This is a genomic window from Methylobacterium phyllostachyos (assembly GCF_900103445.1).
Classification (GTDB): Bacteria; Pseudomonadota; Alphaproteobacteria; order Rhizobiales; family Beijerinckiaceae; genus Methylobacterium; species Methylobacterium phyllostachyos.
This window is the reverse complement of sequence record NZ_FNHS01000014.1, coordinates 156,626-180,505: the sequence shown is the minus strand read 5'-3', so window position 1 is coordinate 180,505 and position 23,880 is coordinate 156,626. Positions and strand designations below refer to the sequence as shown.

Annotated in this window: 22 protein-coding genes, 1 other RNA gene and 1 pseudogene; 16 read left to right on the top strand and 8 right to left on the bottom strand. The window is 70.6% G+C overall.

The annotated features are described in order from the left end of the window. The first annotated feature begins 216 nt into the window (after positions 1-216). The 3 genes from egtB to BLQ49_RS21955 are packed head-to-tail and all read left to right on the top strand — an operon-like array spanning position 217 to position 3,524. Positions 217-1,485 carry an ergothioneine biosynthesis protein EgtB gene (gene egtB, locus BLQ49_RS21965; protein ID WP_091719639.1) on the top strand — a complete coding sequence of 423 codons (1,269 nt, stop codon included), beginning with the start codon at positions 217-219 and terminating at the stop codon, positions 1,483-1,485. Between the two features lie 18 nt (positions 1,486-1,503). Beyond that, positions 1,504-2,463: an L-histidine N(alpha)-methyltransferase gene (egtD, locus tag BLQ49_RS21960; protein WP_091719637.1), complete on the top strand. Its 960-nt coding sequence runs from the start codon at positions 1,504-1,506 to the stop codon at positions 2,461-2,463. Positions 2,464-2,486: 23 nt separating this feature from the next. Continuing rightward, a complete protein-coding gene (locus BLQ49_RS21955) occupies positions 2,487-3,524 on the top strand; it encodes an adenylate/guanylate cyclase domain-containing protein (protein ID WP_091719635.1) in 1,038 nt (345 codons plus the stop codon). A 58-nt stretch (positions 3,525-3,582) separates the two neighbouring features. On the opposite strand, the gene BLQ49_RS21950 is transcribed toward BLQ49_RS21955, so the two are convergent. After that, positions 3,583-3,798 (bottom strand): hypothetical protein, encoded by a 216-nt coding sequence (locus BLQ49_RS21950; RefSeq protein WP_091719633.1) that lies wholly within the window; start codon positions 3,796-3,798, stop codon positions 3,583-3,585. A gap of 413 nt (positions 3,799-4,211) precedes the next feature. Between BLQ49_RS21950 and BLQ49_RS21945 the strand changes: the two genes are divergently transcribed. Genes BLQ49_RS21945 through BLQ49_RS21935 form a run of 3 tightly spaced genes read left to right on the top strand, consistent with a single transcriptional unit; the run spans position 4,212 to position 6,390 of the window. Then, entirely contained in the window at positions 4,212-5,345 is a 1,134-nt protein-coding gene (locus BLQ49_RS21945) for a S1C family serine protease (protein WP_091719631.1), read from the top strand. Next, entirely contained in the window at positions 5,342-5,587 is a 246-nt protein-coding gene (locus tag BLQ49_RS21940) for a hypothetical protein (RefSeq protein WP_091719629.1), read from the top strand. Before BLQ49_RS21945 ends, BLQ49_RS21940 begins: the two co-directional genes overlap by 4 nt. 2 nt (positions 5,588-5,589) lie before the next feature. Next, positions 5,590-6,390, top strand: coding sequence for a J domain-containing protein (locus tag BLQ49_RS21935; RefSeq protein ID WP_091719627.1), 801 nt, complete (start codon positions 5,590-5,592; stop codon positions 6,388-6,390). A gap of 103 nt (positions 6,391-6,493) precedes the next feature. Here the strand turns inward: BLQ49_RS21935 and BLQ49_RS21930 are convergent, their stop codons facing one another. Further along, positions 6,494-7,972, bottom strand: a complete 1,479-nt coding sequence (locus BLQ49_RS21930; protein WP_091719625.1) for a D-alanyl-D-alanine carboxypeptidase — start codon at positions 7,970-7,972, stop codon at positions 6,494-6,496. A gap of 298 nt (positions 7,973-8,270) precedes the next feature. Between BLQ49_RS21930 and BLQ49_RS21925 the strand changes: the two genes are divergently transcribed. The 5 genes from BLQ49_RS21925 (at position 8,271) to BLQ49_RS21905 (ending at position 13,431) form a co-directional block, all read left to right on the top strand. Continuing rightward, positions 8,271-8,603 carry a phasin family protein gene (locus tag BLQ49_RS21925; protein WP_091719623.1) on the top strand — a complete coding sequence of 111 codons (333 nt, stop codon included), beginning with the start codon at positions 8,271-8,273 and terminating at the stop codon, positions 8,601-8,603. Positions 8,604-8,793: 190 nt separating this feature from the next. After that, a complete protein-coding gene (clpS, locus tag BLQ49_RS21920; RefSeq protein WP_425284023.1) occupies positions 8,794-9,183 on the top strand; it encodes an ATP-dependent Clp protease adapter ClpS in 390 nt (129 codons plus the stop codon). Positions 9,184-9,221: 38 nt separating this feature from the next. After that, complete coding sequence (gene clpA, locus BLQ49_RS21915) at positions 9,222-11,708, top strand: ATP-dependent Clp protease ATP-binding subunit ClpA (RefSeq protein WP_091719619.1); 2,487 nt, start codon at positions 9,222-9,224, stop codon at positions 11,706-11,708. Positions 11,709-11,799: 91 nt separating this feature from the next. Then, complete coding sequence (locus tag BLQ49_RS21910; RefSeq protein WP_091719617.1) at positions 11,800-12,084, top strand: hypothetical protein; 285 nt, start codon at positions 11,800-11,802, stop codon at positions 12,082-12,084. Positions 12,085-12,132: 48 nt separating this feature from the next. Continuing rightward, entirely contained in the window at positions 12,133-13,431 is a 1,299-nt protein-coding gene (locus BLQ49_RS21905) for a flavin monoamine oxidase family protein (RefSeq protein WP_091719615.1), read from the top strand. A 394-nt stretch (positions 13,432-13,825) separates the two neighbouring features. Here BLQ49_RS21905 and BLQ49_RS30425 read toward each other — a convergent pair whose 3' ends face one another. The 6 genes and pseudogenes from BLQ49_RS30425 to ptsP all read right to left on the bottom strand — a co-directional run bounded on the left by BLQ49_RS30425 (position 13,826) and on the right by ptsP (position 19,530). After that, on the bottom strand, positions 13,826-13,975 hold the full coding sequence (locus BLQ49_RS30425; protein WP_244507713.1) for a carbohydrate porin: 150 nt from the start codon (positions 13,973-13,975) through the stop codon (positions 13,826-13,828). Between the two features lie 261 nt (positions 13,976-14,236). Further along, a complete protein-coding gene (locus BLQ49_RS21895) occupies positions 14,237-15,307 on the bottom strand; it encodes a PTS fructose transporter subunit IIC (protein WP_342028204.1) in 1,071 nt (356 codons plus the stop codon). Between the two features lie 9 nt (positions 15,308-15,316). Beyond that, positions 15,317-15,508: pseudogene (locus BLQ49_RS30800) on the bottom strand (PTS fructose transporter subunit IIB); the annotation flags it as partial. A gap of 18 nt (positions 15,509-15,526) precedes the next feature. Further along, complete coding sequence (locus tag BLQ49_RS30420) at positions 15,527-15,952, bottom strand: hypothetical protein (protein ID WP_244507711.1); 426 nt, start codon at positions 15,950-15,952, stop codon at positions 15,527-15,529. A gap of 48 nt (positions 15,953-16,000) precedes the next feature. Beyond that, positions 16,001-16,948 carry a 1-phosphofructokinase gene (gene pfkB / locus BLQ49_RS21890; RefSeq protein ID WP_091719613.1) on the bottom strand — a complete coding sequence of 316 codons (948 nt, stop codon included), beginning with the start codon at positions 16,946-16,948 and terminating at the stop codon, positions 16,001-16,003. Further along, positions 16,945-19,530: a phosphoenolpyruvate--protein phosphotransferase gene (ptsP, locus tag BLQ49_RS21885; RefSeq protein ID WP_091719611.1), complete on the bottom strand. Its 2,586-nt coding sequence runs from the start codon at positions 19,528-19,530 to the stop codon at positions 16,945-16,947. Before ptsP ends, pfkB begins: the two co-directional genes overlap by 4 nt. 187 nt (positions 19,531-19,717) lie before the next feature. On the opposite strand from ptsP, the gene BLQ49_RS21880 reads away from it, so the two are divergent. From BLQ49_RS21880 to ftsL, 5 genes are all read left to right on the top strand, one after another. Further along, positions 19,718-20,701: a LacI family DNA-binding transcriptional regulator gene (locus BLQ49_RS21880; RefSeq protein ID WP_091719608.1), complete on the top strand. Its 984-nt coding sequence runs from the start codon at positions 19,718-19,720 to the stop codon at positions 20,699-20,701. Positions 20,702-21,046: 345 nt separating this feature from the next. After that, the gene (locus tag BLQ49_RS21875) at positions 21,047-21,487 is read left to right on the top strand and encodes a VOC family protein (RefSeq protein WP_091719606.1); all 441 of its coding nucleotides are present in this window, start codon (positions 21,047-21,049) and stop codon (positions 21,485-21,487) included. Positions 21,488-21,533: 46 nt separating this feature from the next. Next, positions 21,534-21,933, top strand: an RNA gene (gene rnpB / locus BLQ49_RS21870) — RNase P RNA component class A. Between the two features lie 487 nt (positions 21,934-22,420). Continuing rightward, the gene (gene rsmH, locus BLQ49_RS21865; protein WP_167627758.1) at positions 22,421-23,461 is read left to right on the top strand and encodes a 16S rRNA (cytosine(1402)-N(4))-methyltransferase RsmH; all 1,041 of its coding nucleotides are present in this window, start codon (positions 22,421-22,423) and stop codon (positions 23,459-23,461) included. Beyond that, entirely contained in the window at positions 23,458-23,871 is a 414-nt protein-coding gene (gene ftsL / locus BLQ49_RS21860; protein ID WP_091719602.1) for a cell division protein FtsL, read from the top strand. The genes rsmH and ftsL overlap by 4 nt, the downstream gene beginning before the upstream one ends. The last annotated feature ends 9 nt before the right edge of the window (positions 23,872-23,880 follow it).

Here is a 23,880-nt window from a genome sequence, read left to right as displayed (position 1 = left end):
GTTAAGGCAAGCTCACTGCGGCGAGAGAAAGACCCACGATCCCCAAACCCGCCCTGTTAACCGCGGCAGCGCGGCGGCGAAGACACCTCCATCGACATCGGCCGGGCGGACTGCCCCGGTGGAGGTTGTCGGACCACGGCCAAGACATATCTTCTGCGCGCCGGACGGGGCGCGAGGAAACGCTTCCCGATAGGGCTCGAATAAGGGACGATCGTCATGGCAGCGACAGCCGCACTGCGCTCGGACGAAACCCGTGACGCCGGAGCGCCAGCGTTCCCGCCGCCGCCGGTCTCGGCCCGTCCGATCGACCGGGCGGCCTGGATCGCGGCTTACCGGCAGGTCCGAGGCGAGACCGAGCGCCGCGCGGCGCCGCTCTCCGCGGAGGATCAGCAGGTCCAATCCATGGCCGATGCCAGCCCGACCAAGTGGCACCGGGCGCATGTGACGTGGTTCTTCGAGCAGTTCCTGCTGCGCGAGCACCTGCCGGGCTACGCCATCTACGATGAGCGGCTGCACTACCTGTTCAACTCGTACTACGTGGCGGCCGGGCCCCGGCAGCCGCGCATTCAGCGCGGCATGATCACCCGGCCGACGATGGACGAGGTCACGGCCTACCGGGCGCATATCGACCGGGCGGTCGAGGCGTTACTCGGCCAAGCCTCCGAGCGCGCCCTGGAGGGCGTGCTGCCGATCCTGGAGATCGGGCTCTATCACGAGCAGCAGCATCAGGAGCTGCTGCTCACCGACATCCTGCACGCCTTCGCGCAGAACCCGCTGAATCCGGCCTACGACCCGGACTGGCGCTTCCCGAAGGCCGCGGCCCAGTCCGGGCAGACCCGGCTCGACCGGGGCATCGCCTGGATTGGGCATGAGGGACCGGGCTTTTCCTTCGACAATGAATCGCCCCGCCACGAGACGCTGATCCAGCCCGGCCGGATCGACCGGGCGCTGGTGACCAACCGCCAGTGGCTCGCCTTCATGGAGGATAACGGCTACGCCAAGCCCGAGCTGTGGCTGTCGGACGGCTGGTATGCCGGGCCGGCCGAGGGCTGGGAGGCGCCGGGCTACTGGCGCCGGACCAGTGACGGCTGGGCCACCATGACGCTCGCCGGCGAGCGCCCGGTGGATCTCGACGCGCCGGTCACCCACGTCAGCTACTACGAGGCCGACGCCTATGCCCGCTGGGCCGGGCGCTTCCTGCCGACCGAGTTCGAGTGGGAGGTCGCGGCCCGGGACGGCGGCCTGCCGGACGCCTTCGGCCTCGTCTGGCAATGGACCCGCAGCGCCTACGTCGCCTATCCGGGCTACCGGCCGTTACCGGGTGCCCTCGGCGAGTACAACGGCAAGTTCATGAACAACCAGTTCGTGCTGCGCGGCTCCTCGGTGGCGACGCCCGAGGGCCATGCCCGGCTGCCGTATCGCAACTTCTTCTATCCGCACCAGCGCTGGCAGTTCACGGGCCTGCGTCTGGCCGACGCCGCCTGACGCGCCCGGGAGCCGACCTTGACCATCAATCCGACTTTCTCCGACGCGACGCCGGTCGCCCCGGCCTTCCTCGACGACGTGCGCGCGGGTCTCTCCCGACCGCAGAAGACGCTCTCGCCAAAGTACTTCTACGACGCCGCCGGCTCGGAGCTGTTCGAGGCGATTACCCGGCTGCCGGAATATTACCCGACCCGCACCGAGATCGGGATCCTGGACGGGCGCGGTCCGGAGATCGCCGCGCTGCTGCCGGCCGGCGCTGCCCTGGTCGAGTTCGGCAGCGGCTCGACCGTGAAGCTGCGCCGCCTGCTGCGGCACCTCGATAAGCTCGCCGCCTACGTGCCGGTGGACGTCTCCGGCGAGTTTTTATGTGCGCAAGCCGAGACGCTGAGCGCCGACTTCCCCCACTTGCGCGTCGAGCCGGTGGTGGCCGATTTCACCCGGGATTTCGACCTGCCCGAGAGCCTCGCGGGCCTGCCCCGGGCCGGCTTCTTCCCCGGCTCGACCATCGGCAATTTCGAGCCGGAGGAGGCCGAAGCGCTGCTCGCGCGGTTCGGCCGGATCCTGGGATCGGGCGCTCATATGATCGTGGGCGTCGACCTCGTGAAGGACGCAAAGACCCTGGAGACCGCCTACGACGACGCTGCCGGCGTCACGGCCGCGTTCAACATGAACCTGCTCACCCGGATCAACCGCGAGCTCGCCGGCCGCTTCGACCTCGGCGCGTTCACCCACCGGGCGGTGTTCAACCGCCAAGCCTCGCGGATCGAGATGCATCTCGTCGCCCGGGACGCCCAGGACGTGGCGGTGGGCTCCGACACGTTCGCGTTCGCGGCGGGCGAGACGATCCACACGGAAAGCAGCTACAAGTATACGGTCGAGACCTTCCGGGCTTTGGCCGAACGCGCCGGCTGGCGCTGGATCCAGGTCTGGACGGACGCGGACGGCCTGTTCTCGGTCCACGCCCTGCGGCTGGATTGAGGATCGGGGCGGCGGCCGGGCCGATGGGGTTCCGGCCGCTCTGGTTCGTTCTCGTCGCACCCGCGCTCGGAGCGCTCGCGGGCCTGCTCTACGGGGCGCTGTTCGATGTCGGCCCCCTGACCGGCGCGGCGATCCGCGGGGCGATCATCGGCACGCCGATCATGCTGTACGAGCGCCGGCTGCTGGTCCCAGCCCTGCGGGAGCGGATCCGCGGCCTCGCGACGCCCCTGTTCCTGCTCGCCACCGTGGCGCTCTATGTCGCGTTGATCGTGGCCGGGAACGCGCTCGCCAGCACCGTGCTCAACCGCCTGTTCCGCTTCATGTACAGCGAGCGGAACGCGATGCTGATGACCGATACCGGCCTGCTCTACGCGCTCGCCATCTCGGCCGTCGTGGTGTTCGTGTTCCGCGTCCGCGACCTGATCGGCCCCGGCGTGTTCGCGAACCTGCTGATCGGGCGCTACCACCGGCCGATCAGCGAGGAGCGGATCTTCCTGTTCCTCGACGTAACCGGCTCGACGCGCTTCGCCGACCAGCACGGCGACCGGGCGGCGCAGGCCTATCTCGGGCAGGTGTTCAACGCCCTGGCGCTGCCGGTCTCCCGGGCGCGGGGCTCCATCGACGATTACATCGGCGATCTGGCGCTGGTGACTTGGACGGTGGAGCGCGGCATACGCGATGCCGCCTGCCTCCGGTGCGTGTTCGATTTTGAAGCGCGGCTCGCTGCCGAAGCCGAATCCTGGCGGAACCGCTTTGGGCAGGTTCCGGAATTCCGGGCGGCGCTGCATTGCGGTCCGGTGGTCACCGCCGAGATCGGGCTGGAGCGGCACAAGATCGCGTATTTCGGCGATACGGTGAACACGACCGCGCGGCTGGAGGCCCTGTCGAAGACGCTGGGGGTCCACGTTTTGGTCTCGGCCGATCTGCTGGACAAGATCGGGCCGTTGCCAGCCGACCTCATTACGGAGGATCTCGGCGCTCACACCTTGCGCGGGCGGGAGGCGCCCCTGGCCGTGGCGGCGATCCGGCGGCGCGCATCGGGGGGTATCAGTGCCGCGTGAGGCCGGGGCAGGGCGCGCGCCTATCCCCGGTATCCCCGCTATCGGTGACGCAATGTCATCAGTTGAGGTAGGTGCGGATCCAATTCGGCGACAGGATCTCGCCTTCCTCCGTGATGATCCAGGGCTGCTTGGCTGGGTCGCTGAGCGCGCCGGCCGCGGCCTGGATCGCCTCGCGCAGGGTCTCGTAACGCTCGGGCTGCGCCAGCGGGGCGCTGGCCGGGGCCGTACGCCAGATCGTGAGATCAGCGGGCCGTTCCAGAGCTTCGGTTTCCATGGGTACTCGTCCTTCCGAACCGTTTGTGACCGTTCAGATACCCGCCGCCAGCGGGAGCCGGGCCTCGGCGGGGATCGTCGGTCTGGGCGTCAAAGCAAGCATCTCTGCGGCGGCTTTGCGATCAATTCGGGCGGTTTCCGAAACCAGCGCCCCCCGCATGAGTACGATGGACGCAGCGGTCGCGTGTTCCCAATCCGTATTGAGCGCGTACAGACTACCGAGGACTTGCGAGAATTAAGGCGTCCGAATGATGACCATTCCGTTAGCCAGTCTGCACCGACCGCCGCCGTGCGCCAGAACACGTTTGGTGCACGGCGACGGGGGCGCGCCTCTGTGTTGACGCCCCGATCCTGAACGCGCACTTAAGACCCGTGCCCGACGGGCCTCCCCGCGCCCCTCCTGGAGATAGTCCCGTGCCGGATCGTACCGTGCGCATCGTGCTCGCCGCGGTCCTGGTCCTGCTGGCGCTCTACGTGGCCCAGCCCTACCTGCAGCCGCTGCTCTACACGATGGATACGCCCCGGGCCGTGACGGCCCGCGGTGATCTCGCGCAGTCCGAGCAGGCGACGATCAAGCTGTTCGAGCAGGCGAGCCCGTCCGTCGTTCACGTTTTCGCGCAGGGTGCAGCCCAGAACCGCGACCTGCTCGACCTCGACGACGAGGGCGGCGAGCAGGGCGGCGGCACGCAGACCGGGACCGGCTTTATCTGGGACGGGGCCGGCCACATCGTGACCAACACCCATGTCGTGCAGAATGCCGCGCAGAGTGGCGGCTCCGTCTCGGTCCGGCTGAGCGACGGGACCGTGGTGCCGGCGACCCTGGTCGGGCTGGCGCCGTCCTACGATCTCGCGGTCCTGCGCCTGGGGCGTGTGACGCACATGCCGCCGCCGCTCGCGATCGGCAGTTCGGCAGATCTCAAGGTCGGGCAATCCACCTTCGCCATCGGCAACCCGTTCGGCCTGGACCACACGCTGACCACCGGCGTCATCAGCGCCCTGAGGCGGCGGATGCCGACGAGCGAGGGGCGGGAGTTGTCCGGCGTCATCCAGACCGATGCGGCGATCAATCCCGGCAATTCCGGCGGGCCGCTCCTCGATTCGGCGGGCCGGCTGATCGGCGTCAACACCGCCATCGTGTCCCCCTCAGGGGCGAGCGCCGGCATCGGCTTCGCGATTCCCGTCGACGTCGTGAACCGGATCGTCCCGGAGCTGATCAAGGTCGGCCGGGTGCGCAACCCCGGCATCGGCATCATCGCAGCCCAGGAGGCCGCCACCGCGCGGCTCGGCATCGACGGGGTGGTGATCGTGCGGGTCCTGCCCGGCTCGCCGGCAGCCCAGGCCGGCCTGCGCGGCGTCGATCCGCAGACCGGCGATCTCGGAGACGTGATCGTCGAGGCGAACGGTAATCCGGTCCACCGCCTGGCCGACCTCACCGCGGCGATCGAAGAGGCGGGGCTCGGCGCGGCGGTGACCCTCAAGGTCGAGCGCGACGGCCGGGTCCGGCAGGTTCGGATCACCACCACGGATGTGGCGGAGAATCGCCAGTGAGAGTCGTGCTTGGACTTGCCCTCATCGGTCTGACCAGTGCGGCTCATGCCGCCGAGCAGCCGTCGCGCGCACGCCTCTGCCCGGAGAACCTGCCCGAAGGCGTGCGGCTGCCGCCGCAGCCCGGCTGTACAGATGCCCCACGCACGCCGCCGACGCGTCGGCAGGGGGTCTACGATCTGGGCGACGGCACGACGGTCCGGATCGGCGGCCGGGCCTCGGCCGAGTACGGCGTGCGGCGCTGAGCATGGCGCTGTTCGCCGGCCTGCTCGTTTGCCTTACGCTCTGGTGGCTGTCCAAGAACGGCAACGGCCTGGGCCGGCGCCTCAGGCGCGCCCTCGGCCAGGGCATTGGCGCCGTGACGGGCGGAACGCGCACGCTCGGCGCGGTGTCGCTTCTAGCCGGCGGCTTCCTGCTGCTGCACGGCAACTTGATCCTGGCGGCGCTCCTGGGTCTGAGCGGCGTCTGGATGATCGAGGGGCAGGAATCGATGACGGCTCGCCTGCGCCGCATGATCCGGCCGGGCGCCTCAAACAATCCCCGGACCTCTCAGAATCCCGGGCCGCCCCCGGCGCCGCAGGATTCCTACGAGACCCAGGATCGCCGCTTCCGCACGACGCTGATCGAGGCGCATCTGCGTCAGGATGGCAGCCTGCGCACCGGCCGCGTGACCGCGGGCCCCTTGGCCGGCGCCTGGATCGATAGCATGCCGAACGAGGCCGTCATCGGGCTGCTCCGGCTCTGCCGCGTGCGCGACCCGATGGGCGTGGCGCTGCTAGAGCCGTATCTCGACCGCCGGGCGCCCGGCTGGCGTGTAGACGCTGAGCGAGATCGCAACCCGGGGCCGCGCAGTGCGTCGAACCCAGGGGCGCTGACGCAGGAGGAGGCGTACCAAATCCTGGGGCTTCAGCGCGGGGCGTCCGCTGAGCAGATCCGGACGGCCCACCGGTCTCTGATGAAGCGCGCCCACCCCGACCAGGGGGGAAGCGCCGAGGGTGCGGCGCGCGTCAACGCCGCCCGGGACAGGCTTCTGAACCGACATCGCTGATACTCCACGCGCGTTGTCAGGGGATGAAGGATGCCTCGGCCGCGGCGGAACAGCGCCGCGGCCTGTCCTGCCGGCGCGACGGGCGCCAGCGGGTCCTGATCGTTCAGCTCCGCGTTGCGAAGCAGCTGAAGCCGCTGCGCTTCAGGGCCGAGCAGGCCTCCTGGGCGGAATCCTGCTCAGCGAAGCCCGAGAACCGGGCGCGGAACAGGGTCGTGCCGCCGTGCTCGACCTTGACCGTGTAGGGGGCGGCCTTCGACAGGCTGCCACCGACCTTGGCGCGGGCCTCCGAGAGCATCGAGCGGGCCTTGGTCTCGTCGTCCATGGCGCCGAGCTGGATTACCCAGGCGGTCGGCACGACGCGGGCGCCCGACACTGCCTTCGGCGGCTCGTCGCGCTCGACCGAGGCCACGCGGGCCGTCGACTTGCTGGCACCGGGGAAGGGCGCCTGGGCGCCGCTGGTCGCGCCGGCATAGGCCTGAGCGGCCTTCGGAATGCCCTGCGGTCCCACCTTCCACGTGCCGCCGGGTGTCGTGGTGGTGCCCTTGGGCGAGAGATCGAGGGGCTCACCGGTGGTGCCGGTGGTCTCGACATCGTCGTCATCCGCCGAGGCGACCTGCGTGCGGGTCCGCGAGACCGCGTCGGCGACGACCGCGGGCCGGGCGCGCTCGGCGACCTCGGTGACGGGCGGTGCGATCCGGGCGCCGGCATAAGCCCGGGGCAAGCTGGAGCGGACGAGATCGACCATGATCCGGTCGCGGCTCGCGCCCGACTTGCCGCCGAGCACGATCGCCACGATCTGGCGCCCCTCCGACTTGGCGGCGGTCATCAGGTTGAAGCCGGAATCCCGGGTGTAGCCGGTCTTGATCCCGTCCACGCCCTGGACATTGCCCAGCAGATGATTGTGGTTGCCGATCACCCGGCCGCGGAACGCGAAGGAGCGGGTCTGGAAGTAGCGGTAATAATGCGGGAAACGGTCCTGGATCGCCCGGGCTAGTACGGTCAGGTCGCGGGCCGTGGTGAGCTGGTCGGGATCGGGCAGGCCCGAGGCGTTGGCGTAGTGCGTCCGGCTCATGCCGAGGGCATGGGCCTTGGCGGTCATCATCTGGGCGAAGCGCTCCTCGGAGCCCGCGATGTTCTCGCCGATGGCGCAGGCCACGTCGTTGGCCGACTTGGTCACGATCGCCTTGATGGCGTCCTCGACCGAGATGGTCTGGCCGGGGCGCAGGCCGAGCTTGGACGGCGCCTGGGCGGCGGCGTGGGCCGAGATGGTCAGCTCAGAGTCGAGGGCGAACTTGCCGCGCTCCATCTGCTCGAACAGCAGGTAGAGGGTCATCACCTTGGTGATCGAGGCGGGATGGCGGAGCGCATCCTCGTTGACCGCGTGCAGGGTCTTGCCGCTCTTCACGTCGACCACCATGGCGGCGTAGGGCGGGTTGTAGCCGCCGCCGGCCGCGCGGGCGTCGTGGTGGTGCCGCCCGCGCCGTGCATCGGCCGGGGAGGCGAGAGTGGAAAGAACCGCCGCGGCCAGGATGGCGGCCGGCAGCGCGGGAATCGTCCGGGAGCGGCCTACTACGCTACGCATCACGCCTGATTGCCTCGCGAGACCGGCACGCGCCGGTCGTGTCCTTTTGAGCGGAGCGGAGCCGGTCGCGTGGCCCCGCTGCATCATCGGAGAGTTAGGCAAGTGCAGTTACAGGCCCGTTAATGCGATCGCCGCGCGTATCGGATTGTGGCGTTTCTGCTGATGGTTGATCGGGGCAGCGCAACCGCGCTCTTTCCGTACCGCCGCTTGACGCTTCCCGACGCGGCGCACACAGTCTGCCCCGGATCCGATACTGCCGCCCGGGCCTGACCGGTCGGCGGCGGCCGGGAGTTCGGCCATGCTGACACGCGACGCTCCTTCGCCTTTCCCGTACCCGGCCGGCTTCGGCACGTCGTGGCGGCGGCTCGGGGTCGCCGGACGGGCTGCCCAGACCCTCGGGATCGAGTGGGCCGATTCTTTCAAGCAGGGCCTCGACGACCTCGCGGCCACGGCCCAGGCGCTCGCGACGTCCCGCAATCCGGCCGCGATCCTGGCTGTTCAGTCCGCCTATCTCCAACGCACCGCGGAACGCTGGGCCGCGCGCTCGGTGTTGACCGCCGACCGGATCGCGACGCTCACCACGGAACTTCTGCGGGCGCCGTCGGCACCGAGTCCCTCCCGGGCGCATTAGCGGGGCGGTGGCCGTGCGCCAGACGCAAGCTCAGCAGGACGGACAAGTGCGCGCAGGCGTCTGGCGAAGTCGGCTCACCGTCTGTAGATTAACGGGAGCGGAGCCGCGCGTTGCTCCGGGCAGGGCCAGGACAGCTGCGCCCGCCAGGATCGGCGGCGCCCGCTCCAATCGAGGGATCGGTTCGACGCACATGATACAGGTCCCCCAACAGGGCACCGCAGGTTCGATGGGGAGTGCGCGGCCGGTCACGGCCTCCGGTTCGCGCGCGCCGGGCGGCGACGACCGGTCCAACACGGCGATCATCACCCGCACCAAGCCCCGCACCAAGCGGCCGAGCCTCTACCGGGTCCTGCTCCTGAACGACGACTACACGCCGATGGAATTCGTTGTGCTGGTGGTCGAGCGGTTCTTCAACAAGAGCCACGAGGACGCCTACCAGATCATGATGCACGTGCATCAGAACGGCGTCGGCGAGTGCGGGGTCTTCACCTACGAGGTGGCGGAGACCAAGGTGACGCAGGTCATGGACTTCGCGCGCAAACACCAACATCCTCTCCAGTGCGTTATGGAAAAAAAGTAGGCGCCGTTCGCGGTAGGCACGAAGGACAGAGGCCAGCTTTGCCAAGCTTCTCACGCAGCCTAGAACAAGCTCTCCACCGCGCCCTGGCGCTCGCTGGGGAACGCCGGCACGAATACGCGACGCTGGAGCATCTCCTGCTCGCCCTCGTGGACGATCAGGATGCGGCCGCGGTCATGCGCGCCTGCAACGTCGAGGTCGACACGCTCAAGCGCAGCCTGATCGACTACGTCGATACGGAACTCTCCAACCTGACCGGCGACGGGCGGCAGGATGCCAAGCCGACGGCCGGGTTCCAGCGGGTGATCCAGCGCGCCGTGATCCACGTCCAGTCCTCCGGCCGGGAGGAGGTGACCGGGGCAAACGTGCTGGTGGCGATCTTCGCCGAGCGCGAGAGCCACGCCGCCTACTTCCTGCAGGAGCAGGACATGACCCGCTACGACGCGGTCAACTACATCAGCCACGGCATCGCCAAGCGCCCCGGCGCGTCCGAGTCGAAGCCGGTGCGCGGTGCCGAGGAGGAGGGCGCCGCCGAGCGTCCGAGCGACGACGGCGATCCCCGCGGCGCCAAGAAGAAGGGCGATGCGCTGGACGCCTACTGCGTCAACCTCAACAAGAAGGCGCGTGACGGCAAGATCGACCCGCTGATCGGCCGCCATTCCGAGGTCGAGCGCACGATCCAGGTGCTCTGCCGCCGTCAGAAGAACAATCCTCTGCTCGTGGGCGACCCGGGCGTGGGTAAGACCGCCATCGCCGAAGGGCTGGCGCGCAAGATCATCCAGCACGAGGTGCCGGAGGTTCTGGCCGACGCGACCGTCTTCTCCCTCGACATGGGCACCTTGCTCGCCGGCACCCGCTACCGGGGCGACTTCGAGGAGCGCCTCAAGCAGGTGATGAAGGAGATCGAGGCGCACCCGAACGCCATCATGTTCATCGACGAGATCCACACGGTGATCGGCGCCGGTGCGACCTCGGGCGGGGCCATGGACGCGTCGAACCTGCTCAAGCCCGCCCTGGCTTCGGGCACGCTGCGCTGCATCGGCTCGACCACCTACAAGGAGTACCGCCAGTACTTCGAGAAGGACCGCGCCCTGGTGCGCCGGTTCCAGAAGATCGACGTCAACGAGCCGTCGATCCCCGACACGATCGAGATCGTGAAGGGCCTGCGGCCGTACTTCGAAGAGTTCCACAAGCTCAAGTACACGACCGAGGCCGTGAAGGCCGCGGTGGAGCTGTCGGCCCGCTACATCAACGACCGCAAGCTGCCCGACAAGGCCATCGACGTGATCGACGAGACCGGCGCCTCGCAGATGCTGGTGCCGGAGGCGCGTCGCAAGCGCACCATCGGCATTAAGGAGATCGAGGCGACCATCGCCACGATGGCCCGGATCCCGCCGAAGACCGTCTCCAAGGACGACGCGGTGGTGCTCCAGCACCTGACCGAGAACCTGAAGCGGGTGGTCTACGGCCAACCGAACGCGATCGAGGCCCTGACCTCGGCGATCAAGCTGGCGCGCGCCGGCCTGCGCGACCCGGACAAGCCGATCGGCTCGTACCTGTTCGCGGGTCCGACCGGCGTCGGCAAGACCGAGGCCGCCAAGCAGCTCGCCGCGTCGCTCGGCGTCGAGATGCTGCGCTTCGACATGTCGGAATACATGGAGCGGCACACGGTGAGCCGCCTGATCGGCGCGCCCCCCGGCTATGTGGGCTTCGACCAGGGCGGCCTGCTCACCGACGGGATCGACCAGCACCCGCACTGCGTGCTCCTGCTCGACGAGATCGAGAAGGCGCATCCGGACCTGTTCAACATCCTGCTGCAGGTGATGGACCACGGGAAGCTGACCGACCATAACGGCAAGCAGGTCGATTTCCGCAACGTCATCATCATCATGACGACCAATGCGGGCGCCTCGGACTTGGCCAAGTCGGCCTACGGCTTCACCCAGACGAAGCGCACGGGCGACGACGTGGAGGCGATCAACAAGCTGTTCGCGCCGGAATTCCGCAACCGGCTCGACGCGATCATCTCGTTCGGCCACCTGCCGAAGGAGGTGGTGGCGAAGGTGGTGGACAAGTTCGTCCTCCAGCTCGAGGCACAGCTCGCCGACCGCAACGTCACGATCGAGCTCTCGGACGAGGCCCGCGCGTGGCTGGTCGAGCACGGTTACGACGACGCGATGGGCGCCCGCCCGATGGCTCGGCTGATCCAGTCGACCATCAAGACGCCGCTGGCCGACGAGGTGCTGTTCGGCAAGCTGAAGGATGGCGGCGCGGTCCGGGTGATCGTCCGCAAGCCCGAGGACGAGGAGGCTAAGGCCGGCACCAAGGAGAGCTTGGGGTTCGACTTCCCGGCCGGTCCCGTGACGCCCAAGCCCGAGGCCGACGTGACCAACGCTGCCAAGCGCCACAAGCGGGCCAAGCCGCGCACGGCGGTGCGGAAGAAGATGCCCAAGGACGATAAGGGCGGCGGCGGCGGTTCGGGCGGCGGTGTCCGGACCGTGCCGAAGGTGCCACTTGTGCGCGCGTAATGGTGTACACGCCGTCCGGCGGCCTTCCTGACGAGGGGCCGCCGGTCTATGACCGCCGCGACGCGACAGCGCCGCGGCGAGGAGGCGCCTGATGACCGACAACCTGCACGAGGGCCCCTTGTCCCCCGTCACACAGCAGGCGCCCCCGAGAAAGCCGACCTGGCGGGAGGAGCGGCGTCTACGCCGCCGCCGGCGGAAGCGCGGCGAGGAAATCCTGGCCTGGTTTCTCGTGCCGCTGATCTGCGTCGGTCTCTACCTGAGCGTCAGCGCCAGTTTTGATTTCTTCGGCACCTCGCCGGGTCAGGTCTGGGACCAGCTGATGCAGGTCAAGGCGATGATGGAGAAGCGCTCGGGCAACCAGGGCGCGCGGGGATAGTGCGCCGGCGGCCAATCGGCGCCTCCTGGACCTGTCCGAGGAGACGCCATGCGGCCGACCCGACGATCGATACTCATGGCCCCCCTGCTCGCGGCACCGGCGCTCCGCGCCTCGGCGCGGGGCGGCCCTGTCGTGGTCATCGGCGCCGGATCGGCGGGCCTGGCGGCGGCGGCACTGCTCCGGAATGCGGGTCAGAGCGTCACGCTCGTGGAGGCGCGGGACCGGATCGGTGGCCGCGCCTTCACCGACCGAGCGCTGGGCCCGGATTGCCCCTTCGACGCCGGCGCCGAGTACATCCACTGGGCCGAGCACAATCCCTGGGCGCCCATCGCCCGGGCGGCGGGGGTGCGGTTCGCCCACGAGGACGGCTGGGCGCGGACGCTGACGATCGACGGTCGCCCCGCCACGGAGGCCGAGCGGACGGCCCGCCGGGCGGGCTTCTCCGGCCTCGACGCGTTGTTGGAGCCAAAGGGCGACGACCGGTCCCTCGCCGAGGCTGCCCGGACCGGCGGCCCCGCGGCTGAGCAAGCCGCCGCGGGCCTGAGCCGACTGTCGCTGGGTGAGGATCCCGAGCGGGTCTCGGCTGCCGATTACGACCGGCTCTGGTCGGGCACCGACCTGTGGGTCGACGGCTATGGTGCCCTGGTCGCCCGTCACTTCGGCGACCTGCCGGTACGCCTCGGCTGCCCGGTGCGGGCGATCGACTGGTCCGAACCTGAGGTGCGAGTCGAGACGGCGCTCGGCACCCTGGGGGCGGTAGCCATCATCGTCACCGTGCCGGTGGGCGTACTGAAATCAGGTGCCATCCGGTTCACCCCCGGCCTGCCCGACGGTCACCGGGTGGCATTGGATGGGCTGCATATGGGCGCCTACACCAAGATCGGCCTGCGCCTCGACCCGGCCAAGATCGATCCCGCCGCATTCGGCGACGCGGTCTCAATCGCGACCGGCGGCCCGACCCTCTACTTCGAGATGGGCCCGTTCGGGCGGCCTCTGGCAGTCGCCAATCTCGGCGGCGACGGCGCCCGGGACCTGTGCCGGGCCGGCGAGGCGGCAGCCGTGGCGCTGGCGACCGAGCGCCTCGGTGCGATCCTGGGCGACAGGGCCCGGGGCGCCGTCCAGGCAGGGCGGCTGGCCGCTTGGTGGACCGATCCGTACGCCAACGGGTCCTACGCGATTGTGGCACCGGGCCATGCGGAGGCCCGCGAGCGTCTGCGCGGGCCGGTGGGCGGTCGGGTGTTCTTTGCCGGCGAAGCGCTTGCCGGCGGCGGCGCCATGACGGTCGGCGGTGCAACGCTCGACGGCGAGCGCGCCGCCCGGGACGTACTGAAGGTGCTGGGAACCTGAGCGGCCGACGAGGCGATACTGCCTCTTCCGGAGTGGGACCGATGCCGCCACAGCGCGCCGTTTCGCATGGAGGCTTTGCGTGATCGCAAGCGGCAGCTGATCGTTGGCGAGTGTGGTGGCGTAGCCGAGTTCGAACGGCGCAACGGCGCCCGTCGCGCCCTTCATCCAGACGTCGCGGCCGTTGGCGCTCGGCTGCTGGTGCAGCGGGTTCACCGCGTAGGCGCCGGGGTGAAAGAAGACCCAGTCGGTGAGCCAGGACTTGGCGTGCGCCCCCAGCTCGACACCGGCCAGAAGATGAGATTCGAGGTTTTGAACACGCAGGTCGGGTTGCCGCAGGCCGGGTTCGGTTGGAAGTTGCAGTCGATCGGCAAGTTGCGGAAGGCGATGTTGGCCATCAGCCGGCGGCCGCGCTGTCGAACAGCTTCTGCTGGTAGGAGAGCAGCGTCAGCCGGGTCCCGTGGCCGCCGTCGTACATCTCCTGCACGCTGGTGTTGTTGACGAGGACGTCGTTCGACAGGCTGCGCCCGTGCCGGTTTGTCACCACGAGGTAAAGCGCGCCGCCCGCGATCCCGGCGCTGCGCCGGCCGCGCTGTCGGCACCGTCGAAGCCCTGACCGTCCGCCTGCGGCGGCGGGCGCCGGCACAGCAAGGCCGGCGGCCGGTGTGTCGACCTCCTCCGCCCATCCGGGCTACGGCAACGCGAGCCCCGGCCCGAGCGCCAGGGGGGGGCGCATCGCCAACCCCGTCTGCCGGATTACCCTGACGTTTTCTGGTGCGGCGCCCGATCGGGCTCCGGGTCCTGAGCCTCAGGCCGGGCGCCTCTTGAGCAGGCCGACCGCCAGCGCGGTGACCAGGGTGCCGGCGGCGAGCGCCAGGATGGCGCCCGGCAGGTTCGTCACGGCGTTCGGGATCGGCAGGACGAACAGGCCGCCATGCGGCACCTTCAGGGTCACGCCGAGGGTGAGCGCCAGGGCGCCCGCCACCGCGGAGCCCGCGACCAGGGACGGGATCACCCGGAGCGGGTCGGCCGCTGCGAAGGGGATCGCCCCCTCGGTGATGAAAGCCGCGCCCAGCACGGCGGCCGCGCCGCCGGCTTCGCGCTCGGACACGGTAAAGCGAACCGGGAACAGGCGGGTCGCCAGCGCGAGGCCGAGCGGCGGCGTCATCCCGCCGAGCATCACGGCGGCCATCGGCGCGTCGACGCCGGAGGAGAGCAGGGCCGCCGCCGAGGCGTAGGCGGCCTTGTTGATTGGTCCGCCCATATCGACCGCCATCATGCCGCCCAGCACGAGCCCGAGCACCAGGGCGCTCGCCCCCTGCATGCCCTTCAGCCAGGTCGTGAGCGCCGCCAGCACCGCCGCCACTGGCACGCCGACCACGTAGATCATCAGGAGGCCGGTGATGGTGGTGGCGAGGAGCGGCAGGATCAGGACCGGCTTCAGGCCTTCCAGGGTCTTGGGCAGCCGGATGTGCTGGTTCAGGAACCGGGCCGTGTAGCCGGCGATGAACCCGGCCGCGATGCCGCCGAGGAAGCCGGCCTGGAGATTGGCGGCCAGCATGCCGCCGATCATGCCCGGCGCGATACCCGGCCGGTCGGCGATCGAGTAGGCGATGTAGCCGGCCAGCGCCGGGACGATCAGCGCGAAGGCGGCCTTAGCGCCGATCTGCCCGAGGGCGTAGCCCAGCGTGCCGGCATGGCCGGGCGCCATGGCGTCGATGCCGCCGACCGCGAAGGCGAGCGCAATCAGCAGGCCGCCCGCCACCACGAAGGGCAGCATGAACGAGACGCCGGTCATCAGATGCTTGTAGGCGCCGGGCTTGCGCTCGGCCGCCTCCGGCCGGGCGGGGGCCGCGGTCTCGCCCTCGGCCGCCTGCACCTGCGCCTCGGCGAGCGCGGTGGCGATCAGGCCCTTGCCGTCGCGGATCGCCGCCTTGGTGTTGGTGGCGTAGACCCGCTTGCCGGCAAACCGCGATCGGTCGACCCCGGTATCGGCCGCGATCAGCACGATATCGGCGGCGGCGATCTCGTCGGGGGTCAGCGTATCGCGGGCACCGACCGAGCCCTGCGTCTCCACGCGGACCGTGTGGCCGAGCGCCTAGGCGGCGGCCTGGATCCCCTCGGCCGCCATGAAGGTGTGGGCGATGCCAGTCGGGCAGGAGGTGATCGCCACGATCCGCTTCGCCCCGGTCTGAGCACCGGACGCTTGGGCGGGCACCTCATCGGTTCCGGACAGCGCCCGGTCGAGGACGGAGTTGACGTCGGTCAGCACGTCCTCGATGGCCGCCCGCGCCCGGCGCAGGGCCCCGAACCGGCCCTCGCCGAGATCGCCCGAGCCGACGAGCAGCACCGCCCCGGCCTCGCGGATCGCCGACTCTGGCAGCGGATTGCCGCCCGGCGCGCCGCGCAGTTCCAGGGCGATCGGCTGATTGCGCCGGTTGGCAGCCTTGCGCAACGCCTCGAGGGCGAGGACGGCATGGGTGGAGAGGTCACCGCCTCCGACCACCGCGAGTAACTGGGCCATGGGTTCCTCCCTTCGTTTTGCTTGTGCCGACCGGTCGAGCCGGACGTTTCAGCTGAGGCGTTGCATGCGGACAGCCCGCGCCAGAGCTTCCACGGTGGCGCGCGGCGGCAGGTTGGCGCCCACCTGGGTCAGCTTCCCGGCGGCGAACGCGATGGCGAGCCGGGCGGTCCCGTCGAGGTCGAGCCCGGCCTGGAGCGCCGCCACGAGGCCCGCCACTAGCGCGTCCCCCGCGCCGACCGTGCTGGCGACCTCGGTGGCGGGCGGCTCGGCGTGAACGGCGCCCTCCGGCGTCAGGAACAGCCCGCCCTCGGCCCCGAGGGAGACCACAACGACCGGGATGCCCCGGTCGCGCAGGCTCGTCGAGGCCGCCCGCACGGCGTCGAGGGTCGGCAGGGCGTGCCCGACCCAGTCCTCCAACTCGTGCCGGTTCGGCTTTACCGCGTCGGGCAGCGCCTCCGGCCCCGCCGCGAGGGCGGCGGCCAACGGCGGCCCGGAGGCGTCGAGCACCACCCGGGCACCCCGGGCCTTCAGGCGACGCGTGAGCGCCGCGTAGGTGTCGGGCGGCAGCGCCCCGGGCAGGCTCCCGGCCAGCACCACCCAGGCATCGCCCGACAGATCAAGCAGTGTGGCCTCGGCCTCGGCGAGGCTGGAGTCCGTCACCGCAAGGCCCGGCAGGTTGATGTCAGTGGTGTCGCCGGAGCGCCGGTCGAGGAGCTTCAGGTTGGTCCGGGTCTCGCCGGGGATCCGCACGAAGCGGTCGGCGATGCCCTTCTCGGCCAGCACCTGCGTGAACGGGGCGGCGTTGTCGGCGCCCAGAATCCCGGTGGCGGCCACCGGCAGGCCCCAATCGGCGAGGCAGCAGGCGACGTTGACGCCCTTGCCGCCGGCATGGCTCCGGACCTCCCGCGCCCGATGGACGGTGCCGGGCTCCAGCGCGTCGAGCACGATGGTCTGGTCGATCGCCGGGTTCAGGGTCAGGGTGACGATCGGGCTCACGCGGCGACTCCCGGGGCGCCGTCCGCGCCGGCGACGAGCGCAGATTCGAGGGCGCGGACCGCGGCGGCGTCCTCCTGTTCGTAGGCCTGGCTCGCCAGCGCCCGGAGCGCGCCCATGTCGGCGCCGCGCAGCCGCGCCTTCACGCCCGGCACGTCCCGCGGGGTCATCGACAGCTCGTGGACCCCGAGCCCCGCCAGCAGGCAGGCGCCGAACGGATCGCCCGCGATCCCGCCGCAGACGCCGACGAAGCGCTTGTGGCGCGCGGCGCCCTCGCAGGTCATGTGGATCAACCGCAGCACCGCCGGGTGCAGGGAATCCGCCTCGGGGGCGAGCTCCGTGTTCTGGCGGTCGATGGCGAGCGCGTATTGCGTGAGGTCGTTGGTGCCGATCGAGAAGAAGTCGCAGTGGCGGGCGAGCGCATCGGCCTGGATCGCGGCGGCCGGCACCTCGATCATGATGCCGAGCGGCACGTAGGGGGCGCCGATCTCGGCGCGGATGGCGTCAGCGATTTCGCGCAGCCGCAGCACCTCCGGCACCGAGGTGATCATCGGCATCATGATCGAGAGCGGGGCGTGCTGGCCGGTCGGGGCCGCGGCCCCGACATGGTCCCGGGCCGCCCGGTAGAGGGCACGGAGCTGCGGCTCCAGCAGATCCGGCCGGCGCAGCAGCAGCCGCGCGCCGCGCACGCCCAGGAACGGGTTCTCCTCCTTCGGCAATTGCAGGTGCGAGACCTGCTTGTCGCCGCCGATATCGAGGGTGCGCACGATCAGCGGGCGGCCGTCGAGCGCCTTCAGCATCCCCGCATAGGTGGCGTACTGGTCGTCCTCCGAAGGCGTGTCGCCGCGCTCCAGGAACAGGAACTCGGTGCGCATCAGGCCGACGCCTTCCGCACCCTGGTCGAGCGCGAACGGGACCTGCTCAGGGTTGTTGACGTTGGCGCCGATCGCGACCGCGTGGCCGTCCCGGGTCCGGGCGGGCAGCGCGCGCTCCTGCGCCTCGATCTCGGCCTGCTGGCGCTGCCGCTCGCGCCACGCCTCGGCCGAGGCGATGTCGGCCGGGCTCGGATCGCAGTAGAGGCGGCCGGTGCTGCCGTCGAGGATCGCCGTCGTGCCGTCGGCGAGCGCCAGCAGCCCGGAGCCGCCGGCCACCAGAGCGGGGATGCCGAGCGTCCGGGCCAAGATCGCCGTGTGCGAGGTCGGGCCGCCCTGGGCTGTGGCGAGGCCGAGCACGCGGGCCGGCTCCAGGTTGGCCGTGTCGGAGGGCGCGAGGTCGGGGGCGATCAGGATGCAGGGCCGGTCCGGCAGGTCGTGGCCGCTCTTGAGGCTTGGATCGATCTGCGCCAGCACCCGGCGGCCGACATCGCGCAGATCCGCGGCGCGACCGGCCAGCACCGGGTTGCCGAGGGCGGCGAGTTGGCCGGCGATGCGGTCCACCGCCTGGTGCCACGCGTAGGCGACCCCGTGCCCCTCGACCATGAGCTGGCAGGCGAGCGTAATCAGGTCGGTGTCGGCGATCAGCTCGGCCTGGGCCCGGAAGATCCCGGCATCGGCCTTGCCGAGGCGCCGCTCGGTGTCGTCGGCGAGCGCCTTGAGCTGATCGGCCGTCGCGGCCAGCGCGTGGTGGAGGCGGTCGGCGCCGGTGGTGAGGGGCTCGGGCTCGTCGGGGACCGTGATCTCCGCGCTGGCCAGCACGTGGATCGGCCCGATGCTGATCCCAGGGCTCGCGCCGATGCCCGCCAGGATCCGCGGCGCGTCCGCGGGGTTCCAGCCGGCGACGGGACCGGCGGCTTTGGCGGCGGCCTCCGCGGCCCGCTGCGCTGCCGCCTTCTCGCCGGCGCTGAGGCCCGTCACCGCCGCGCAGATCTTCGCGAGGGCGCCCGCCTCGTCGTCGCCCTCGGTCGAGATCGTGATCTCATCGCCGCAATGCAGGCCGAGCTGGAGCAGGCCGATCAAGCTCTTGGCGTCGGCGACCTGGGTGCCGTGCCGGACCTGGATGCGCGCCGGGCAGGATTTCGCCACCTCGACCCAATGGGCGGCGGGCCGCGCGTGCAGGCCGGTGGGGTAATCCACCGTCCAGTCGAAGCGCTGACGCAGGTCCGTGGCCGGGCCCGAGCCTCCTTGGCCCGCCGCAGCGGGAGCCGCGTCCTGCGACAGGGCCTCGATGATGTCGCCCTCGCGTGTCGTGGTGCGCAGATGCTCCAGCCGCGCCTCGTCCTGGATCAGGCGGGTCAGCCGGCGAAGCACCGTGATGTGGGTGTCGGACAGGGCCGCGATCGCCACCACCAGATGGGCCATCTGCCCGTCGTGCCAGGGGATGCCCGCCGGCACCTGCAGCACGGCGAGACCGCTGTGGCGGACGAGGTGCCGGTCGTCGACCATGCCGTGCGGGATGACGACGCCGTGGCCGAGATAGGTGTTCGCCACCCCCTCCCGGCGCAGCATGCTGTCGCCGTAACCGGCATCGATGCAGCCGGCGGCGGTCAGGAGCTGGGCGGCCTCGCGGATCGCCGCGTTCTTGTCGGCGGGCGTGGCCCCGGTGCGCACGAGGATGCGCGGCGCAAATGTCGGTGTCGGTGCGAGCATGGCGTGCCCTCCTCCCGTCGCGAGCGGCGATTCCGAGTTCGCCTGTTCGTTGTAGCCGTTGAAAACGTTTTCACAAGGTGTGTCAACGCTCGGCCGAGACGAACCCGATCGCTCTGGTTGTGCTGATGGGTAGAGAATGCCAATGATGGTGTAACGCGGCTGGAAACGTTTTCCGGATGGCTCGGCGATGAAGGTGGGAATCCGCGATGTCGCCCGGGCGGCGGGCGTCTCGACCGCGACCGTGTCGCGAGCCCTCGGCCAGGGCCCGGTGAGCGAGGCCCTGCGCGAGCAGGTCGAGGCGGCGGTGCGCGCCACTGGCTACCGGCCCAACCTCTCCGCCCGGCGGCTGCGCTCGCAATCGGCCCGGACGATCGGCCTGATCGTCGCCGACATCCGCAACCCGTTCTTCACGGCGGTGAGCCGGGCCGTGGAAGACGCCGCCTTCAGCGCCGACATGCGGGTCATCCTGTGCAACACCGACGAGGATCCCGCCCGGGAGGCGATGTACCTGCGCCTGATGGAGGAGGAGCGGGTCACAGGCGTGATCTTCGCGCCGACCGTGACCACCACGAAGGGCCTCGCCGCGCGCGCGTTCGATTTCCCGGTGGTGCTGATCGACCGGACCGGGCCGCCGGGCGCCTATGACAGCGTCGTGCTCGACAACGGGGCGGCCTGTGCGACCCTCGTCGATCACCTCGCGGCGCAGGGCTATGCGCGGATCGGCGGCCTGTTCGGTTCGACGAGTTCGACCGCTCTCGAGCGCAGGGCCGGGTATGAGGAGGGCATGCGGCGGCACGGTTTGGCGCCGCAGATCCGCAGCGTCGCCCCGAATGCGGCAGCGGCGATGGAAGAGGCTGCGCTCTGGCTTCGGGAGCCCGACCGGCCGGAGGCCCTCGTCGTCTCGAACGGCCTGATCCTTATGGGGGCGGTGCGGGCCGCGCGGGCGCTCAACCTAGCGCTCCCGCGTGACCTCGCCCTTGCCGGGTTCGACAACGAGCCCTGGACCGAACTCGCCGAGCCGGGCCTGACCGTGATCGAGCAGCCCGTCGCCGAAATCGGCGCGCAGGCGATCCGGCTGCTGTTCGAGCGGATCGAGCGGCCGGATCAGCCGGTCCGGAAGGTGGTTCTCAGCGGCAGCCTCGTGGCGCGCGGCTCGACACGGGTGCGGTGACGGGCGGAACCGTCCTGCCGGATCGCGCCTCGTCGGCTTGCCCATAGCCCGGTCGTCGCGCGGCGACGCGCGTGGTCAACGAAGCGCTTGGCCGGTCGCGGACCGGTGTCCGCGTAGAACACCGCGCTTTGGGTGGGCTCGACGGCGATCGACAGACCGGGGTGAAGGCATCAATATCCGACGCGACGCTGCAACACTTCGCCCGCCGAGCCGTTGCACCGCGCTCGGGGGCACGCGCGTGCAATCAGCGCTCATCCAGCCCCCGATTTGCCAGCCGGGAAACGAGCGCGTCCATAGCCTGCCAGCAAGCCGGAAGCCTGGCGATAACGATGGGATAGGGCCGATATGGAATATCTTCACACCATGGTCCGCGTGGCCGATCTCGACCGCGCGCTCGCCTTCTACGTCGACACGTTCGGATTGCAGGAGGTCCGCCGCGTCGAGAACGAGAAGGGTCGCTTCACCCTGGTCTTCCTGGCCGCCCCCGGCGATGTCGAGCGGGCCCGGGAGACTCGGTCGCCGCTGGTGGAACTGACCTACAACTGGGATCCCGAGACTTATACGGGCGGGCGGAACTTCGGTCACCTCGCCTATCAGGTCGACGACATCTACGCCTTCTGCGCCCGGCTGAAGGACAAGGGCGTGACCATCAACCGGCCGCCCCGCGACGGCTACATGGCCTTCGTGAAATCGCCGGACGGCATCTCGATCGAGATCCTCCAGAAGGGCGGCGCCAAGGAGCCGCAGGAGCCCTGGACCTCCATGGAGAACACCGGGACTTGGTGATCCGTCCTTGACCCGGACTGATCCGCAGGCGCATCTGCCCTCCGGATCAGCCGGCCGGGCGGCCGCTCCGGACGCTTTTCGCGTCCGGGGAGGAAAGTCCGGGCTCCATGGAGAGACGGTGCCGGATAACATCCGGCGGGGGCGACCCCAGGGACAGTGCCACAGAAAGCAGACCGCCCCGGACGCGTCCGGGGTCAGGGTGAAAGGGTGCGGTAAGAGCGCACCGCGGACGCGGCAACGCGGACGGCATGGCAAACCCCACCGGGAGCAAGACCGAATAGGGGCGGCGCGCCCTTCGCGAGAGGGGCAGGCCTTCTCTCCAGGCCAGTCGCCCGGGTTGGTTGCTTGAGGCGGTCGGCGACGACCGTCCCAGAGGAATGGCCGCCACGTCGGCGCGCGCGAGCGCTCCGGCCCTACAGAACCCGGCTTATAGGCCGGCTGATCCACCGCCGCCGAACAACGCAGGCGTGCCCAGTCTTCGTTGGCGCGCTCCTGCACCGAGCCGGTCTCCACCGCGGCGGGGACGTTCTCGTGAAGGCGCCGGCGCCGGACCAGGCGAGCGCGCACTTTCCTGCGTGCTAAAAACTTCCGGTTAACCTTGCCGGGTTCAGATCGATCCGCGCGGCAGCGCCAAGCCTGTCCGTTGACGATCCTCCGAGGCCCATGATACCCGGCATCCTCCCGTCAACGGCGTGTATCGGATCGCCGGGCGCAACCTGCCTCGGTGCAGGTCTCGTCCGTGCGCGGCGTTTTGCGCACTCCGCATCCGGTGCCGTTCCCGTCACGTGTGCCGCCCCTGTGCGGCCCGGCCCAGGGCACCATGAGACGCTTGAGCCGCATCGGCGACCGGATTCCCGGAATGCGCCGCCATCCCTCCACCGGCCGCGCCACCGTGCCGAGGCCCGCATGAACCGGCGCCGTGCCACGCCCGGGATGCCGGATCCCACGCGCACGAACCGGGAGGATGCGGCCGCGCCGCACATCCCGGTTTTGCTCGACGAGGTGTCGGACGCCCTGAAGACCGAGGGCGGGCTCGCGGTCGACGGGACCTTCGGGGCCGGCGGCTACACGCGTGCGCTGATGGATCGGGATCCGGCCCTGCGGGTCGTCGCCATCGACCGCGACCCGACCGCGATCGCGGCCGGGCAGCCCATGGTCGCGGCCTCCGGGGGACGCCTCCGGCTCGTGTCCGGCCGGTTCGGCGATCTCGACGCCCTCCTGGCCGATACGGGCGAGGGCCCGGCGGACCATGTCGTGCTCGATATCGGCGTCTCGTCGATGCAGCTCGACGCGCCGGAGCGCGGCTTCTCGTTCCGCAACGACGGCCCCCTCGACATGCGCATGGGCAACGATGGCCCGAGCGCCGCCGACCTCGTGAACGAGGCCGACGAGACGGTGCTGGCCGACATCATCTACCATTATGGCGAGGAGCGGCGCTCCCGTGCCGTGGCCCGGGCGATCCACGAGGCCCGCCGCCGCGGCCGGATCGAGACGACCGCGCAGCTCGCCGAGCTGGTGGCCGGCGTCGTCCGCGTCGAGCCGGGAAGCCACATCCACCCGGCGACGCGGACCTTCCAGGGCCTAAGGATCGCGGTCAACGACGAACTCGGGGAGCTGGTGCGCGCGCTGCACGCGGCCGAGCGGGTACTCCGGCCCGGCGGACGGCTTGCCGTCGTGACGTTCCATTCCTTGGAGGACCGGATCGTCAAGCAGTTCTTCGCAGCCCGCAGCGGCCGCTCGGGCCAGGGCTCGCGCCACCTGCCGGGCACGCCCGTCGAGACCGTCCGCAGCTTCAGCCCTGTGACCAAGGGCCCGGTCCTGCCGGGCGAGGCCGAGACCGCGCGCAACCCGCGCGCCCGCTCGGCCAAGCTCCGCGCCGCGCAGCGCACGGAGTCCGCCGTGCCGGAGCCGCTGACGGCGCTCACCGACCTGGCAAGCCTTCCCGAAGCCGCCCGTGGGGGCCATCGCCGATGATCCGCCTCCTGAACCTGCTGGCGGTGGCCGGCCTCGTGGCCTCGGCGATCTACGCCTACTCGATCAAGTACGACACGCTCTACCAGGGCGCCCAGGTCTCCAAGCTCCAGACGTCCCTGCACAGCGAGCGGCAGGCGATCGCGGTTCTGCGCGCCGAGTGGCAGCTCCTGACCCGGCCGGACCGGTTGCAGGCGGCGGTCGACAAGCACCTCGCTCTGGAGCCGATCGGCACCAGCCACCTGGCGCGCCTGTCGGACCTGCCCGCCCGGCAGGAGCGCGGCGACGAGATCGGCCGCCTGCTCGCTGCGACGGCGACCCCCAAGGACAAGGGCGGACCCGAGCCGCGCACCACCGGCGCGATCACCCGCACCGTCACCACGACCCGCACCCCGACGACGGCTTCGAGGTAGTCACCCGTG